This is a genomic window from Cellulosimicrobium composti (assembly GCF_009711085.1).
Classification (GTDB): domain Bacteria; phylum Actinomycetota; class Actinomycetes; order Actinomycetales; family Cellulomonadaceae; genus Cellulosimicrobium; species Cellulosimicrobium composti.
On the sequence record NZ_WMKA01000005.1, the window covers coordinates 98,417 to 114,264 of the forward strand.

The 15,848-nt window shown below is 75.1% G+C and carries 9 protein-coding genes and 1 pseudogene; 4 read left to right on the forward strand and 6 right to left on the reverse strand.

The features are described 5' to 3' along the window. Positions 1 to 157 precede the first annotated feature (157 nt). The 3 genes from GJV82_RS03665 to GJV82_RS03675 all read right to left on the reverse strand — a co-directional run bounded on the left by GJV82_RS03665 (position 158) and on the right by GJV82_RS03675 (position 8,037). Positions 158 to 2,626, reverse strand: coding sequence for an OmpL47-type beta-barrel domain-containing protein (locus GJV82_RS03665; RefSeq protein WP_155098279.1), 2,469 nt, complete (start codon positions 2,624 to 2,626; stop codon positions 158 to 160). A gap of 146 nt (positions 2,627 to 2,772) precedes the next feature. Next, positions 2,773 to 6,780, reverse strand: a complete 4,008-nt coding sequence (locus GJV82_RS03670) for a ThuA domain-containing protein (protein ID WP_318657242.1) — start codon at positions 6,778 to 6,780, stop codon at positions 2,773 to 2,775. Between the two features lie 99 nt (positions 6,781 to 6,879). After that, on the reverse strand, positions 6,880 to 8,037 hold the full coding sequence (locus GJV82_RS03675; RefSeq protein WP_115943402.1) for a multicopper oxidase domain-containing protein: 1,158 nt from the start codon (positions 8,035 to 8,037) through the stop codon (positions 6,880 to 6,882). Positions 8,038 to 8,441: 404 nt separating this feature from the next. On the opposite strand from GJV82_RS03675, the pseudogene GJV82_RS20855 reads away from it, so the two are divergent. Both GJV82_RS20855 and GJV82_RS03685 read left to right on the forward strand, forming a co-directional pair. Then, positions 8,442 to 9,083 (forward strand): annotated as a pseudogene (locus GJV82_RS20855) (hypothetical protein); the annotation flags it as partial. Between the two features lie 151 nt (positions 9,084 to 9,234). Then, positions 9,235 to 10,962 carry a glycosyl hydrolase family 65 protein gene (locus tag GJV82_RS03685; protein WP_155098280.1) on the forward strand — a complete coding sequence of 576 codons (1,728 nt, stop codon included), beginning with the start codon at positions 9,235 to 9,237 and terminating at the stop codon, positions 10,960 to 10,962. Between the two features lie 11 nt (positions 10,963 to 10,973). Here the strand turns inward: GJV82_RS03685 and GJV82_RS03690 are convergent, their stop codons facing one another. From GJV82_RS03690 to GJV82_RS03700, 3 genes are all read right to left on the reverse strand, one after another. Continuing rightward, positions 10,974 to 11,840: an alpha/beta fold hydrolase gene (locus tag GJV82_RS03690; protein WP_155098281.1), complete on the reverse strand. Its 867-nt coding sequence runs from the start codon at positions 11,838 to 11,840 to the stop codon at positions 10,974 to 10,976. Positions 11,841 to 11,985: 145 nt separating this feature from the next. Next, on the reverse strand, positions 11,986 to 13,098 hold the full coding sequence (locus tag GJV82_RS03695) for a hypothetical protein (protein ID WP_155098282.1): 1,113 nt from the start codon (positions 13,096 to 13,098) through the stop codon (positions 11,986 to 11,988). Beyond that, entirely contained in the window at positions 13,095 to 13,691 is a 597-nt protein-coding gene (locus tag GJV82_RS03700) for an RNA polymerase sigma factor (protein WP_155098283.1), read from the reverse strand. The genes GJV82_RS03695 and GJV82_RS03700 overlap by 4 nt, the downstream gene beginning before the upstream one ends. Before the next feature lie 134 nt (positions 13,692 to 13,825). Here GJV82_RS03700 and GJV82_RS03705 point away from each other — a divergent pair, with 134 nt between their 5' ends. After that, the gene (locus tag GJV82_RS03705; protein WP_155098284.1) at positions 13,826 to 15,037 is read left to right on the forward strand and encodes a hypothetical protein; all 1,212 of its coding nucleotides are present in this window, start codon (positions 13,826 to 13,828) and stop codon (positions 15,035 to 15,037) included. Positions 15,038 to 15,163: 126 nt separating this feature from the next. Then, complete coding sequence (locus tag GJV82_RS03710) at positions 15,164 to 15,838, forward strand: histidine phosphatase family protein (RefSeq protein ID WP_155098285.1); 675 nt, start codon at positions 15,164 to 15,166, stop codon at positions 15,836 to 15,838. Positions 15,839 to 15,848 lie beyond the last annotated feature (10 nt).

The window sequence follows — 15,848 nt, forward strand, 5'->3', positions numbered from 1 at the left end:
CTCCGCCGTCGGGCCCGTACTCGCCCGTGCGGACCGGACCCGCCGCGCCGAGAACGACCCTGCTCGCCGACGAGAACGGGGTTGCTGTCGTCATCGAGTGGATAACGACAGCAACCCCGTTCTCGGCACCGTCACCGGGCCTCAGGCCCGGCGGCGGTCAGCGTCGGCCGATGTCGGACAGCTCGGCCGCGGCGATGATGAGCTCGCGCTCGGCGTCGTCGAGGACGCCGTCGAGGACGAGGTCCTCGGTCACGAGGCTCACGTGCTCCACGAACTCGCGGTGCGTGGAGTACTCGTCGGTCTCGGCGACGTGGTCGTTGACCGTGCAGCCGGTGCCGTCGTCGTAGTTCTGCACCGTGCTGTCGTGGCCGTCGATGATCACGGTCGGGCGCACGTCCGACCCGACGCAGCGGTCACGGACGAGCTGGAGGACCGTGAAGGTCACCTCGCCGGTCGTGACGTTGCCGACGCCGTCGACGGCGCGGTACTGCACCACGTGCTGGCCGTCGGCCGCGAACGCGACGGGTGCCGCGTACCGCTGCCAGGCGCCGCCGTCGGCCTGGAACTCGATCCGGTCGACGCCGGACTCCTCGTCCACGGCGGTGAGCGTGACGCGCGCGCTCGCGACGAAGTCGCCGTCGCGGGTGCGGCTGCCGCTGACGGCCGCGGTGACGACGGGGCCGTCGGTGTCGCCGGGCTCCTCGCCGCCCGCGATGACGAACGTGACGGTCCCGACGGCGGAGACGTTGCCCGCGACGTCGGTCGCGCGGTAGGTCAGGGTGTGCGCGCCGGGGGTGCGCACGGAGACCTGCTTGGCGTACGGGGTCCACTCGCCGCCGTCGAGCTGGTACTCGACGGACGCGACGCCGGAGTCGTCGTCGGTCGCGTGGAGGCGCACGAATACGGAGCCGAGGTACTCCCCGGCCTCGTTCTTCTCGCCGCCCATGACGCGGTGGGCAACCTCGGGCGCGACGGTGTCGCTCCCGTCGCCCTCGACGACGGCGAACGTGACGCTCGCGGCCTCGGAGACGTTGCCGGCCTCGTCGGTCGCGCGGTACGCGAGCGTGTGCTGGCCGGGCTCGTCGACGACGACGGCCCCGGTGTACTCGGCCCAGCCCGCGCCGTCGAGGTCGTACTCGACGGACGCGACGCCCGAGCCGTCGTCGGTCGCGGTGAGGACGACGGACGCGGAGCCCACGTACGCACCGTTGCCGTCCTGCGCGCCGCTCACCTCGTGCGCGACGGTCGGCGCGGTGGTGTCCTCGCCGGCGTCGGCGACGACGGTGAACGTCGTCACGGACTCCTCGGACACGTTGCCCGCGGCGTCGGTGGCCCGGTAGACGAGCGTGTGCTCGCCGGGCTCGGTGACGACGAGCGGCTCGGTGTACGCGGCCCAGCCCGCGCCGTCGAGGTCGTACTCGACGCTCTCCACGCCGGACGCGTCGTCCGTCGCGGTGAGGGTCGCGGTCGCGGACCCGACGAACGCGCCGTTGTCGTCCTGCTCGCCCGCGACCTCGGCGGTCACGGTCGGCGCGGTCGTGTCCTCCTCGTCGCCCGCGACGACGGTGAACGTCACGGTCCCGACCTCGGACACGTTGCCCGCGACGTCGGTCGCGCGGTAGGAGACGGTGTGCTCGCCGAGCTCGGTGAACGGCACGGTCGTGGTGTACGGGAGCCACGCGCCGCCGTCGACCTGGTACTCGACGGACGCGACGCCCGAGCCCTCGTCCGTGGCGTGGAGCATGAACGCGGCGGTGCCGACGTAGGCGCCGTCCTCGTCCTGCTCGCCCATGAGCATGGGCTCGACGACCGGGGCGGTGGTGTCCTCCTCGACGTCGCCCTCGACGACGGTGAACGTCGCGGTCTGCGCCTCTGACGTGTTGCCCGCGGCGTCGGTCGCGCGGAACTGGAGCGTGTGCGCGCCGACGGCGTCGACGACGAACGGCTCGGTGTACGCCTGCCAGCCCGCGCCGTCGAGGTCGTACTCGACCCCGGCCACGCCGGAGTCGTCGTCGGTCGCGGTGAGGGTGACGGTCGCGCCGCCCACGTACGCGCCGTCCCCGTCCTGCTCACCGGTCACCTGCGCGGTGACGGACGGGGCCGTGGTGTCCTCGCCCCCGCCGCCGTCCGTGACGACGAGCTCGCCCCACATCTCGCCGTGGCCGGGGATGGCGCAGAAGTAGCGGTACGTCCCGGCCGTCAGGGTCACCTGGGCCTCGTGCCGGCCGCCGTTCGCGTCGAACGGGCTCGCGAGGATGTTGAGGTCCACGTCGTGGTTGTAGCCGATGGTGCCGGTGTCGAACGTGAGCGTGTGGCTCATGCCGAACGTGCTGCCGGTCGCCGTGCTGTTCTCGAACACGATCGTGGCGGGGCCCGCCTCGGCCGTGGCGGGGAAGGTCTTGTAGTCGGTCACGCTGTTGTCCGCGGTCCACGTGAGGACCTGCTCGGCGGCGACGGTGGCGTCGGCGACGGACGTGACGGCGGACGGTGCGGCCGTCCCTGCGGGGGCCGCGGACGCCGGGGCGACGGTGAGGACCGTCGTCGCGGTGAGCCCGGCGACCGTGGCGGCGAGGAACCGCCGCGCGCCGCGGCGACGCGTGCCGCCGGGACTGGTACGTCGTTCCATGGGGGTGCACTCCTCCGGGAGTCGTGAGGTTCTGTCGGGCTGGTCGGGGCGGGGCAGGGGCCCGGCCCCGGGCCGCCGTCGTGCGGCACGACGGCGGCCCCGGGCTGGGCGGGGACGGCCGGCTCGGCCGTCCCCGCCCGGCGGTGCTACAGGTCCGCCACCCGGACGTCGCGGAACTCGATGAGGTCCGCGCTCCCGTGGTTCTGCAGGCCGATGAAGCCGCGCTCGAACTGGCGCAGGTCGGTCGGCGGGTCGCCCGCACGGGAGGACTGCTGCCCCGGCGCGTTCTCCCACTCGTTGATGACCACGCCGTTGCGGATGATCGTGTACTGCTGCCCGACCACCCGGATCTCGTACTCGTTCCACTCGCCCTTGGGCTTCTCGCCGCCGGTGTTCAGGCCGACCGGGTCGAAGTTGTAGACCGAGCCGGTCTTCTGGGGCTCGCCCGTCGGACCGTCGTAGATCTGGATCTCGTGACCGCAGTAGATCGCGACCCACGCGGGCGACGTCTGCCCCTCGGCGCACTCGGCGTCGCCGGGCTCCTCCGGGTTCGGGAACCGGGTGAACACGCCGGTGTTGGCGTGGTGGTCACCCTCCGAGACGTCGCGGTACAGGAGCTTCACGGAGAAGTCCCCGAGCTCCTCGCCCGCGTACCAGAGCATGCCCAGACCGCCGCTCGACCTCAGCGAACCGCCCGGCTCGAGCGTGAACTTGCCGTCCGGCGCCTGGAACCAGTCGTACAGCGACTCCTGCGTGCCGTCGAAGATCGTGCGGTACCCGCCCGGGTCCACGCCGATCTGCGAGCGCGCGGCCGCGTCGACGAGGCGAGCGCGCTCGCGCTCGTCGATCCGGCTGTCGTCGTACAGGCTCTTGGCGACCGACTCGACGTGCGCGAGGAAGCGGGCGTGGGTGCGCCACTCCTTCTCGTCCTGGAACAGGTCGTTCATCGTGCACGCGCCGAGGTCGAGGTTCTCGACCGTAGAGTCGACGTCGCCGAAGAACACGGTCTCGCGCTCGTCGGGCAGGGTGCACGTCGGCGAGCCGTCGGTCGTGACGGTGGCCGTCGAGCCGTCCGCGTACGTCACGGTGAGCTTCGCCTCGTAGGTCCCGACGCGCGGGTACTTGTGCTTCGGGTTGGCCTGGCGCGAGGTCGAGCCGTCGCCGAACTCCCAGTAGTAGGAGACGCCGCCGGACCGCGCACCGGTGAACTGCACCGTCAGCGGGTCGCCCTGGATGCTCGTCGCGGACGCGGCCGGCGCCGGGGTCGGGGCCCCGCCGTGGTACGTGATCCGCATGAGCTTCTGGTTCGGGTCGAGGCTGAAGAAGCCGCCCGCGTAGTCGAGCAGGTACAGCGCGCCGTCCGGACCGAACTTCGCGTCCATCCAGCTCTGCAGCAGCCCGTCACCGCGGCCGCCCGGGATGATCTGGCGGAGGTCCTCCATGAACGCCGGGGCGCCCGCCTCCTCGACCGTGTCCGGGTCGACCGTCACCGCGACGCGGTTGTTCGGGTTGGACTGGTCGCCGAGGAACCACTTGCCCTCCCAGTACGACGGCCACGCGACGTCGGACTCGGGGTCGACCTGCGACTGGCGGTACGTCGGACCGGACATGACGGCCTGGCCGCCGCCCCGCAGCCACGGGATGGTGTAGGTCGCCTCGTCGTCCTCGTACGACGGGATGCCGTTCCCACGGTCCGGGAACACCGGGCCGCCGCCCGAGGGCGAGTACCAGATCATGTTGTCGCGCACGGGCGGCAGGTCCACGAGGCCCGTGTTGCGCGGCGACGTGTTCTTCGGGGCGTCGCAGTCGTACCAGCCGGTGAGGACGCTCGCGTCCTCGTTGCTCCGGTCGCGGTACGGCTGCTTGTTGCCCATGCAGTACGGCCAGCCCTGGTTGCCCGCGGACGTGATGATCGTCGCGGTCTCGTACTTCGCCGGGCCGAGCTCCGGGTTGGGCAGCGTGGCGTCGGGGCCGACCCACGCGGCCGTCAGCCAGTCGGTGTCCGCGTCGATCTGCAGGCGCGAGATGTTGCGCACGCCCATGACGTAGATCTCCGGCCGGGTCTTGTCGCCCGGGTCGTCCGCCTCGGGGAAGAGGTTGCCCTCGGGGATCGAGTACGTGCCGTCGTCCTCGGGGTGGATCCGCAGGATCTTGCCGTTGAGGTCGTTCGTGTTGCCCGACGTGCGGCGCGCGTCCTGGAAGCTGATCCCCGCGAACTCCTGGGTCCAGTTGTTGCCGGAGTACCCGTTCGAGCCGCCCGAGGAGTTGTTGTCGCCCGAGCCGACGTAGAGGTTGCCCGCGTCGTCGAACGCCATGCCGCCGCCCGCGTGGCAGCAGCTGTGGATCTGCGTCTCCCACTCGAGCAGGTCGACGCGCGTGCTCTGGTCGATCGTCGGGCCCGCCGGGTCGTACGTGAAGCGCGAGATCGTGCGGTGACCCACGCGGCGCTCACGGTCGATCGACTCGTGCGGCATCCAGTAGACGTAGAGCCAGTGGTTCTCGGCGAAGTCCGGGTCGGGGACGATGCCGAGCAGGCCCTCCTCGTTCTTCACGAGCTCGTCGCCGCTGCCGCGGTTGCCCATGACGTCGAGCGTGGTGAGCAGCGTGACGTCGCCCGTCTCCGGGTCCCACTGGTGGATCGTGCCGCAGCCGAGGCCTACGTTCGGGTCGGTCCACGGCACGATCGGGCCCGTGGCGCACGCGCCGCGGCCGATGTAGAACACGGTGCCGTCGGGCGCGATCGTCAGGCCGTGCGGCTCGCCGTTCTGGTCGAGCTCGCCCGGGGCGTTCTCCGCGGACAGGCGCTCGGCCTTGTAGTTCGACGCGATCGTGGCCTGGCAGTCGCCGCGCACGACGCCCGTCGTCCACTGCAGCGCGCCGAGCAGGTGGTCGCGGAACGTCTCGTCCGCCCAGCTCTCGGGCGTGCCGCCCATGCCGGTGAAGAACGAGCGGCCGCCGTCGTAGTCGCGGCACCACGAGACGGGCTGGAACGGCGAGGTCGTCGGGCCGGCGTCCGGGCCGGGCTCGACCGTCGCGACGGTGTGCACGTCACCGGTCGGGTCCTCGGTCCACTCGAGCCACCGGTCCTCGCGGTCCCACGTGAGCGGGAGGTCCGCCGACGCCGGGTGCTGGCGGTCGACGAGGTCGACCGTGCGCTCGGTGACGGGGATCTCCTCGTCGGGCTGCTCGACGGAGTCGGGCCCGAACAGCGACAGCTCGGCGAGCTGGACCTCGGAGTCGCCGGAGTTCGCGGTGACGACGAGGCGGTACCAGCCGTACTCGGTCTCGCTGCCGACGGAGAAGGTGCGGCGCTGGAAGCGCTGCGAGAACGTCTCGCCCGCCCGGGAGTCGACGTCGACCCACGTCTGGCCGTCCGTCGAGCCCTGGATCGTCCAGTCCCGCGGGTCGCGCCCCGGGGAGTCGTTCGCCGACGTCAGGCTGTACTCCACCAGCGCGACCGGCTCCTCCATGCGGAGCGTGAGCGTCCCCGTGCGGGCGAACGTCAGCCACTTGGTGCCGGGGTCGCCGTCGACGGCCTTGGGCGGGGTCTCGGCGGCCGGGCTGGTCCCGGTGCCCGTCGCCTCGGCGACCTTCTCCGCGACCGGCGTCGCGCCCGCGATCCGGGCGCCGACGAGGCCCTCGAACCACTTCGACGACTCCTGGGCGCGCGCGGCGTCGCGCACGCCGAGGAACCCGCCGCCCGCGTTGACGTACGCCTGGAGGGCGGCCTCCTGCGCGCCGTCGAGCTCGACGCCCTCCGAGGAGAGCATGACGACGCCGCGGTACTCGCCGAGCGTCGCGGCGCTGAGCATCGCCGGGTCGGACGTCGCCTCGACGTCGAACCCGTTGGCGGCGCCGATCTCGGTGAGCGCGGCGGTCGCCTCGACGACGGGGTCGTCCTGCTCGCCGGGCGCGCCGTGGAACACGAGCACGCGCACGGACGTGGTGCCCGCCGCGGTGGCGACGGGCGCCGCCGTCAGGGCGCCCGCGCTGACGGCCGCGGTCGTGGGCGCGGTGGCACCGGTCTGGGCCGCCGCCGGGACCACGGCCGCGCTGGCGACGAGCGCGACGCCCGTCAGGCCGACGGTCAGGGCCCGTAGAGCTCCCGGCCGGGAGCGTCCCCTCGCGGGGGAGGTCGATCGTCTGGTCAGCACTCTGGCAACTCCTTCGTCATCGGTGCGACGCTCCCGGTCCGGCCGGGAGCCGATCGTGGCGGCGCCGCGCGGTGCTCGGTGCGGTGCCGCGGTCGTGCGTCAGTGCCCGGCGTGGCCCGAGAGGTCGACGACGGCCGGCCCGGTGCCGCCGGCGACGGCGCCGGTGGTGGTGGTCGCGCCGCCGGTCGTCGTCCCGGACGGTGCCGTGGTGTGCCCGGCGTGGCCCTGGAACCGGTCGATCGACTCCTGCGCCCCGGGCGGCATCGAGCCGTCCGCGTTGCGCACGAGGAAGATGCCCGCCATGCCGCCGTCGGAGTGGAACTGGACGTGGCAGTGGTACATCCACGCGCCCGGCCCGACGCCGAGGCCCGCGACGACCTGGAACCCGAACGCGTCGCCCGGGTTGAGGTCCCGGTTGTCCACGACCTGGCTCGGGTCGTACTGGTCCGCGAGGAGCCCGGTGCGGTTGTTCGCCCAGCGGTGGGCGTGCAGGTGGAACGTGTGGAGCTGGTTGCCGTGGCCGATGCAGATGAACTCGACGCGCTCGCCGAGCTTCGCCTCGAACATCGGGGTGTCCGGCGCGACCTTGTTGTTGATGGTCATGTCGTTGAAGACCATCGTGAACTGCTTCTGCGGCAGCACGTCCCCGACCCGGCGCACGACGAGCGCGCCGTACAGCCCGGCCGCGATGCCCTGCGTGCCGTGGTCGCCCCACGCGTGGTCGTGGTAGTGCCAGTAGCCCGCGCTGCCCGGCATCCAGATGCCGCGGTCGCGCGCCATCTTCACGGTCGACCACGTGTACGTGCGCGTCTCGCCCGGCTCGTTGAAGGAGTCGTTGAAGGCGCTGCCGTCGCTGTTCACGTCGTAGTTCACGCCGTGCGGGTGGATCGACAGGCGCTTGTCGGTGGTGTTGACGAGCGTGATCTCGAGGGTCTCGCCCTCCCACATCTCGAGGATCGGGCCGGGCACGGTGGCCTTGCCCGGCTCGAGGCCGTACCCGACGAGCGTGTCGGAGATCCGCTCGGCGTACATCGTGATCTTGCGGACGTCGCCCGCGGCGGTGGCGACCGCCCCGGCGGCGGTCGTCCCGCCGAGCGTCGTCGCGGCCGCGGCCGGCGGTGCGGCCGCGACGCTCCCTCCGGCCCCGAGCAGCAGGGCGGCCGCGGGGCTCGCGGCGACGACGCCGGCCCCGGCGAGCAGGGCGCGTCTCGAGAGCGGCCTCGCGGGGGTCTCGGTCTCGGTCGTCGGGTCGGACATGTGGACTCCTTCTGGGCGTGCGGGGTCGCCCGGGCAGCCTCCGGGCGCGCCGGACCGGCGTGGCGGCGCGCGACGCCACGCTGACCGGCGCCTCGAGGGCGCGCGGACGTCCCCCGGTGGTGCGGGGGGTCGTGCAGAGAGGTGCTGGGTCGGGCGGGAGGTCTCCCGCGTCGTCGCAGGGTCGAGACGGTGCTCGGTCGTGCGGGGCTCGTCCCGGTCCGGTGGGAGACCGGCCCGTGGCGAGGTCCGGGGCCGCCGTGGCCCCCGCCGGGGGCGCGCGTCGGTGCGCGCCGACCGGCTGTCGGCCCGGGCGCCGAGCTCCCCTGCGCCGGCGTCCGGTCCCCTGGTCGTTCCAGGGGCAACGAGGTTCATGACACCGCAGTCAGTCACCGATGTCAACAGGTATGCGAAAGTTGTGTCGACAACAAGCAAAAGTCGCGAAACGCGCGTCGGCTTTTACTCCTGCGGCGTCGCCAAAGAGCGTCGCGGCGGGTCCGGCCGCCGCCCGTCGGGTACCGCTCCCGGCGCGCTCCGCCGCCGGACGGGTGAGCGACCCGGACCCGTGGTGGAGTGTCCGCGTGACAGCCCAGCCTGACGCGTGGACCCTGCGGGAGTCCACCCTCGACGTCGACGACCCGCGGGTCGTCGCGTCCCTCCTCGCCGTGGCCAACGGGTACGTCGGCGTGCGCGGCGTGCTCGACGAGACCGAACCGGACGACGACCCCGCCACGCTCGTCGCGAGCGTCTACGAGGAGTTCGACCAGACGTACGCCGAGCGCGCCTACGGCTACCCCGAGGTCGAGGAGCGCCTCGTCCCCGTCGTCGACGCGTGGCGGCTCGGGTGGTCCGTGGACGGCGAGCCGGTCGACGTGCGCGCCGCGGCCGAGGACGACGCCGTGCGCGTCGCGGGGACGGTCGAGGCGCACGAGCGGTCCCTCGACCTGCGCCACGGGGCCCTGCACCGGACCCTGCGCTGGGCGTCGCCGTCGGGCGGGCGCGTCACGCTGCGCGCCGAGCGGCTCGTGCCCCTCTCGCGGCGCGAGGTCGTCGCGACGCGCTGGCACGTCGAGGCGCACGACGACGTCACCGTGGCCGTGCGCCCCGTGACCGGCTGCACGCACGGCGAGGCGGAGCAGGGCCGCACCGCCCCCCGGGCTCGTCACCGTCTCGTGCCGGCACGAGGCCGAGGGGTCGTCGGTGCGGCAGCGCACCGTGCGCTCCGAGCGAGGCGTCGCAGTCGAGACGGCGCACCGCGTCGAGGCGGCGGACGACGTCGCCGCCGCGTGGCACCGCCGCGGCGGCGGGGCGGTCCTCGTGGCCGAGCTGCGGGCCGGCCAGCGGCTCACGCTCGAGGTGCTCGCGGGCTACGCGGGCGGCCCGGACGCCGACGCGCTGCCCGCGCACGCGCGCGCCGTGCTCGCCGACGCCGTGGACGCCGGGTGGGACGCGCTCGCGCGCGAGCAGACCGACGCGATGGAGCACGTGTGGGAGCGCGGCGACGTCGAGCTCGACGGCGACGACGAGATGCAGCTCGCGGTGCGCCACGCGCTGCTCGCGGTGGTGCAGGCGGCGGCACGCGTCGAGGCCGTCGGCGTGCGCGCCAAGGGCCTGACCGGCACCGGGTACGGCGGGCACGCGTTCTGGGACTCCGAGAGCTTCGTGCTCCCCGTGCTGGACCAGGTGCTCCCGGGCGCCGCGGCCGCGCACCTGCGCTGGCGGCACGCGACCCTGCCCCACGCACGCGAGCGCGCGGCGGAGCTCGGGCTCCCCGGCGCGGCGTTCCCGTGGCGCACGATCAGCGGGCGCGAGTCCTCGGGGTACTGGCCCGCGAGCACGGCCGCCGTGCACGTCGCGGCGGCGGTGGCGCTCGGCGCGGTCCGGCACGTGGCCGCCACGCACGACGACGACCTCGCGCGCGACGTCGCGGTCGACCTCGCGGTCGAGACCGCGCGCCTGTGGGCGGCGCGCGGCCACCACACGGCCGCGGGCTTCCGCATCGACGGCGTGACGGGCCCGGACGAGTACACGGCCGTCGTCGACAACAACACGTACACGAACCTCATGGCCCGCAAGAACCTGCGGGCCGCGGACGAGCTCTGCGCACGGTTCCCCGACGCGGCGGCCCGGCTGGGCGTCGACGAGGACGAGCGCGCGGGGTGGCTCCGCGCGGCCGACCGGATGGTCGTGCCGTACGACGCCGAGCTCGGCGTCACCGAGCAGTCGCAGGACTTCACGCGCCACGCGCACTGGGACTTCGCGCCGCGCGGGACGGCCCGCTTCCCGCTCGACGACCACGTGCACTACGTCGAGCTGTACCGCAGGCAGGTCGTCAAGCAGGCCGACCTCGTGCTCGCGCTGCACACCGCACCCGAGGAGTTCACGCCCGAGCAGCGCCGCCGCGACTTCGACTACTACGAGCCGCTCACGGTCCGCGACTCGTCGCTGTCCGCGCCGGCGCAGGCCGTGGTCGCCGCGGAGATCGGCTACGTCGACCTCGCGTACGACTACGCGCGCGAGTGCGCGCTCCTCGACCTGCGCGACCTGCGCGGGTCCGCCGACGGCGGCCTGCACGTCGCGTCGCTCGCGGGGGCGTGGACCGCGCTCGTCACGGGCGTCGCGGGCCTGCGGCACGACGACGGCGCGCTCCGCCTCGCGCCCCGGCTCCCCGCCCGCCTGACGCGGCTCGCGTTCGCGGTCCACCACGGCGACGCGCGGGCCCGCGTCGAGGTCCGTCGCGACGGCGTGACGTACCGCCTCGAGTCGGGCGACGCGCTGCGCGTCGTCCACGGCGACGAGACCGTCGACCTCACGCCCGCGGACCCGGAGCAGGTGCGGCCCCTCCTGCGGGGTGTCGCGGACCCGCCGCCCGCGCAGCCGCCCGGTCGCGCGCCGATGTTCGAGGCGTCGCCCGGCGGCGGGTCCTGAGGACCCGGGCCCTACCCGGCGAGCACCTGCCGCAGCGTCTCCGCGAACGCGGCCGGGTCGTTGTGCGGCGACCACTCGCTCACCATGAAGCCCCCGTGGTCGCCGGGGAACGTCACCGGTTCGACGCCGAGGAGCGCGGCCACCGCGGCGCCGCCCCGCCACGCGAGCGTCCCCTCGCCCTGCGCGCTCACCGCGGGCACGACGCGCGTCCCCGAGGCGCGCAGCGCGTCCACGTCGGGCGACCACGACGGCATGGTCGCGAGGTTCCGGCCCAGCAGGAGGTCGTCGCGCGAGCCGTCGTCCTGCGTCGGGAAGCCGAACGTCGCCGGGTCGGGCGCCGGCCGGTCGAGGTAGTCGGCGGGAAGCAGACCGACGTGGCTGACGAGCGCGACGAACTTCGCCATCGCCGGCCCGAAGCCCTCGCGGCGGTACGTCTCGACGATGTCCGCCTGCACCGCCGTCGCGACCTCCGCGTCCTCGAGGATCGGCGTCACCGGCGGCTCGTGCGCGACGAGCGTCCGCACGTCGCCCGGGTGGCGCTCGACCCACGACAGCCCGGCCACCGCGCCCCCGCTCGACCCGAGCACGTCCACCGGCCCGAGTCCGAGCGCCGCGACGACCGCGTGCAGGTCGTCCGCGTGCCGCTCGACCGACACCTCGCCGTCGGGGTCGAGCGTGCTGCGCTCCGCGCCGCGCGGGTCGTACGTCACCACGACCCGGTCGTCGATCAGCCCCGCGAGCTGCTCGAACCCCGACGCGGCCATCGGCGAGCCCACGACGACCAGGGGCGGCACGTCCGCCGCCGCGTCCGGCGTCCGGACGTCGTACGCGAGGACGGCTCCGGGCACGTCCAGGGTGTGGGTCCTGCGCTCGCTCATGGGTGTCCTCCGCTCGGTGCGCCGCGCCGGGTGGCCGCGGTCCTGGACGTTCCGACGCCGCGGGGCGCGTGAACTCATCGCACCCCGCGGCACCGGTCGTCGCGGCCCGGCCGCCGAGCCGTCGGCCCGTCAGCTCGTCAGCTCGTCAGCTCGTCAGGCGCGTGTACTCGTCCTGCGACACCTCGCGCAGCCCGTCGGTCGACGGCTCGAGGAGGGCGAGCGACGCCTCGTCGCGCGGGTGCCACGTGTAGCGCGCCGTCGTGACCACGAGGCTCGGCTCCGAGGCGTCGTCGAGCACGTACCGCTCGCTGCGCTCGTCCGAGAGCGGCAGGTGCGTCTCGTCGTCGAAGCACGCCTCGCGCGTCCAGTCCACGGTCTCCGGCATCCCCGCCTCCGGGCCCCCTGCCGTCCCCGTGGAGCCCTCACCCGCGAGCTCGAAGCACGTCGCCGCACGCCCCCCGACCGTCCGCGCCTCGGGCCCGCTCGTCACGACGTCCTCCCGGTCGGCGAGCCCCCGGACGGTCTCCATCTGGGCCGCGAGGTCCGCGATCCGCTCGGTGAGCTGCTGCCGGATGGTGCCCTCCTCGACGTCGTCCCAGTTCTCGGCCGGCACCGTGAACCGCGTGTAGACGCCGTCGCCCGGGCTCACCCACCAGTACGTCGTCTGCCCCTCGGGGCCGGCGGGGTCGGCGTGCTTGACCTCCTCGACGCCCGCCAGCCCGGCCCCCGCCGAGGACGCGGAGTCCTTCTCCTGGACCCACCGCGTCGCGCTGCCGTCACCGGCGGTGATGTCGCGCGAGACGGAGGTGTCGAGCGCGGCGTCGCCCGGGTGCTGGACGCCGAACGAGGACTCGACCTCGAGCACGAGGGTCGCCAGGTCGACCTCCTCGACGGCGGTGCGTGCCCGCTCGACGTACGCGACCGCCTGGACCGTCCCGAGCTCGTCCGGGTCCACGCCGACGACGCCGTCGCGCACCTCCACGCTCGGCGACGGCGCCGCGACGGGCCCGGTGCCGCCCTCGGGCGCGCCGTCGGCACCGAGGCCCGGGAGCACGAGCGCACCCGCGGCGAGGACGCCCACGCCGACGGCCCCCACGGCACCCACCCCCACGACGCGGCGACGGCGCGAGACGTGCCCGGGACGCTCCCCCGCGGTCCGGGCGTGGACCGCGGCGAGGACCGCGTCGGACGGGGCGCCGGCGTCGGGCCCGGCCTCGGAGCGCAGGCGGTGGATCGGGTCGGTGGTCGGGTCGGTCATGGCGTCGTCCTTCCGGGAGTGGCGGTGGTCGTGGCGGCGGCGAGCGGCGCCCGTGTCGGCGCGGCCCGCCGCTCCGGCGGCGCTGCCGCCTGGTCCTGCTCGGCGTAGAGGCGCGCGAGGCGCTGCTTGGCCCGGTGCACCCGGGCCGACGCGGTGTTCGGCCGGCACCCGAGGGCCTCGGCGAGCTCGGGCACCGACAGGTCGTCGAGCACGAGGAGCCGCAGCACCTCCTGGTCCCGCGCGGGCAGGCGGGCCAGCAGGCGCTCCGCCGCGTCCCTGCCCACGACGTCCGGCGCGTGGTCGGGCACGCTCGGCGGGTGGACGCCCGTCACGCGGCGCACGAGCGCCGCGCGGCGCGAGCCCGCACGCAGGTGGTTCGCCATGACGTTGCGCGTGACCCGCAGGAGCCAGCCGAGCTCGTGCTCCGGGATCTCGGTGATGCGCCGCCACGCGACGACGAACACCTCGCACACCACGTCCTCGGCGTCCTGCGGCCGCAGCCGTGTCGCCGCGCACCGGTACACCGACCGCGCGTGGTCGCGGTACAGGCGGTCGAGGCGCTCGCGCGCCGCCGCCTCGTGGGGTGGGGACATCCGCTCTCCTGTCTCGTCCCTCGGCGCCGCCCCTCGCGGCGCTCGGTAAGGGGATGTCCGGCAGTGCCCCGGGGATGACAGCCCGCCCCGACCGGGCGGTGCGGGGCGCGACGTCGGGCCACTACCCTCGCAGGATGCCGTCATCGAGGACAGTCCCTTCCGTCGCCGTCGCCGGAGCGCTCACCGCGGTCCTGTGGGTGGTCACGGGCCGGGTCGGGGACTGGCTGTCCGGGGCGTCGGACGTCCTGCCCGGCGCCCTCGTGCGCGCCGTCCTCCCCCACCCGACCGGCGTCGCGAGCGGCGGGCCGGTCTCCGGGAGCACGCTGCTCGCGGCGGCGCTCGCGGGCGCGCTCGTCGCGGCCGGGACGCACCTCGCGCTGCGGCGCCTGCCCGCCGGAACGGGCCGGTGGGCGACGTTCCTCGCCGTCTGGTTCGCCGTCGTCGCCGCGTCCGCGCTCGCCGCGACCGCCTCGTGGTTCGCGGGCGTGACGCTGCCGTGGCGCGCGGAAACCATCACCGAGCTCGTCGCGACCGCGCTCGGCGGCTGGTGGGGATTCGTCGAGGGACCACTCGTCGCCCTCGCGGTCGCCGTGACGCGCGCCCTGACCGACCGCCGCGACGACCCCGCGGGCACCCGGCACACGCGCGCGCCCGCGACCGTGCGGGCCTGGCCCGCGGCGCTCGCGGCGGGCACGACGACGGGCGTGCTCTGGGCGGCCGCCGGCGTCGGGCGCACGCTGCTCCCGGGCGCGGCCGACGCGCAGTCGCCGTGGGGCGTCGCCCGCGACGTCGTGCTGCTGCCGTCGGCGCGGCTCGCCGTCGACGTCGACGCGCTCCTCGCGGACCCGGTGCACCTCGCGCTGCCGCTCGGCGTGGGGCTCGTCGTCTCCGTCCTCACGGCGCAGGCCGCGCGCCGGCTCCCGCCCGTCGAGGGCACGGGCGCGCTCGTGCTCGCCGTCTGGCTCGCGTGCTCGGCGGGGGCGGCGCTCGCCGCCGCGGTCCCCGTCGTCGTCTCGACCGTGCAGGCCGGGGGCGTCCTGCCCGACGCCGGGCGCACCCTGCCCGTGCTGGAGTCGGGCCTCGCCTGGGGCCTGGTGTGCGGCGTCGTCGTCGCGCCGCTCGCGGCGCTCGTGCACCGCGCCACGGGCGCCCGGCCGGACGTGGCGCCGGAGCCCGCGGAGGACCCGTGGCCCGCGCCCGCGCGGCGGCCCGAGGAGCACGACGCCCGCGACACGGCGCCCGCGAGCGCCGACGCCCATGAAGCGAAGGCGGCCGCAGAACCGACCGAGGTCGATGCTGCGCCGCAGGACGTCCGGGCACGCGACGAGGTCGGTGCCTCGGCCTGACGCCGGCGCCGGACGTTCCCGGGACCGCCACGCGCACGCCACCCGCGCGTCGGCGGCCGGACACCCCGGAGCCGTAGCGTCGGCCCCGACCAGCGGACCGGGACGACCGGAGAGGGCACGACGACGATGACCCTGACGATCACGCTCGTGCGGCACGGGCAGACGTACCTCAACGCACGGCGGCACCTGCAGGGGTCATGCGACTCGCCCCTCACGCGCACGGGGCGCGCGGGCGTGCGTGTCACGGCGCAGCACCTCGCGCGGCACGACCTCGCCGCCGCCTACTGCTCGCCGCAGGGCCGGGCCGTCCTCACGGCGATGGAGATCCTGCGGCACCACCCCGACCTGCCGCTCACGGTCGACCCCGACCTGCGCGAGCTGTCGTTCGGGTCGTTCGAGCGTCGCCCGGAGGCGGTCCTCGACGCGGTCGAGCCGTGGGCCGAGCTCGTGCCGCGCATGCTCGCCGGGACGCACCCCGGCGTCGGCGGCGGAGAGCGCGGCGCGGACTTCATGGCGCGCGTCCGCGCCGTGTCCGCACGGGTCGTCGCCGCGCACGACGACGCGTCCCGGCCGGGCGCCGCGTGCGACCGCCACGTGCTCGTGGTCGGTCACGGGCTCACGCTCGGCGCGTGGCTCGCGACGATCGACCCGTCGGGGCTCGTCGCGCTCCCGAACGCGTCGGTGTCGACGGTCGAGGTGACCGACGGCGTCGCGCGCGTCGTCGCGGCCGGCGTCGACGTCGCGGGGCACGGCCACGGCACCGCGCGCCCCGCCCCGGCGGGGGCCGCCGTCCCGGCGTGACGACGCAGCG

Coding starts and splice junctions, on each gene's coding strand:
- GJV82_RS03710 (WP_155098285.1), top strand. CDS start 15,164: ATGACCCTGACGATCACGCTCGTGCGGCACGGGCAGACGTACCTCAAC.
- GJV82_RS03690 (WP_155098281.1), bottom strand. CDS start 11,840: ATGAGCGAGCGCAGGACCCACACCCTGGACGTGCCCGGAGCCGTCCTC.
- GJV82_RS03705 (WP_155098284.1), top strand. CDS start 13,826: ATGCCGTCATCGAGGACAGTCCCTTCCGTCGCCGTCGCCGGAGCGCTC.
- GJV82_RS03665 (WP_155098279.1), bottom strand. CDS start 2,626: ATGGAACGACGTACCAGTCCCGGCGGCACGCGTCGCCGCGGCGCGCGG.
- GJV82_RS03695 (WP_155098282.1), bottom strand. CDS start 13,098: ATGACCGACCCGACCACCGACCCGATCCACCGCCTGCGCTCCGAGGCC.
- GJV82_RS03700 (WP_155098283.1), bottom strand. CDS start 13,691: ATGTCCCCACCCCACGAGGCGGCGGCGCGCGAGCGCCTCGACCGCCTG.
- GJV82_RS03675 (WP_115943402.1), bottom strand. CDS start 8,037: ATGTCCGACCCGACGACCGAGACCGAGACCCCCGCGAGGCCGCTCTCG.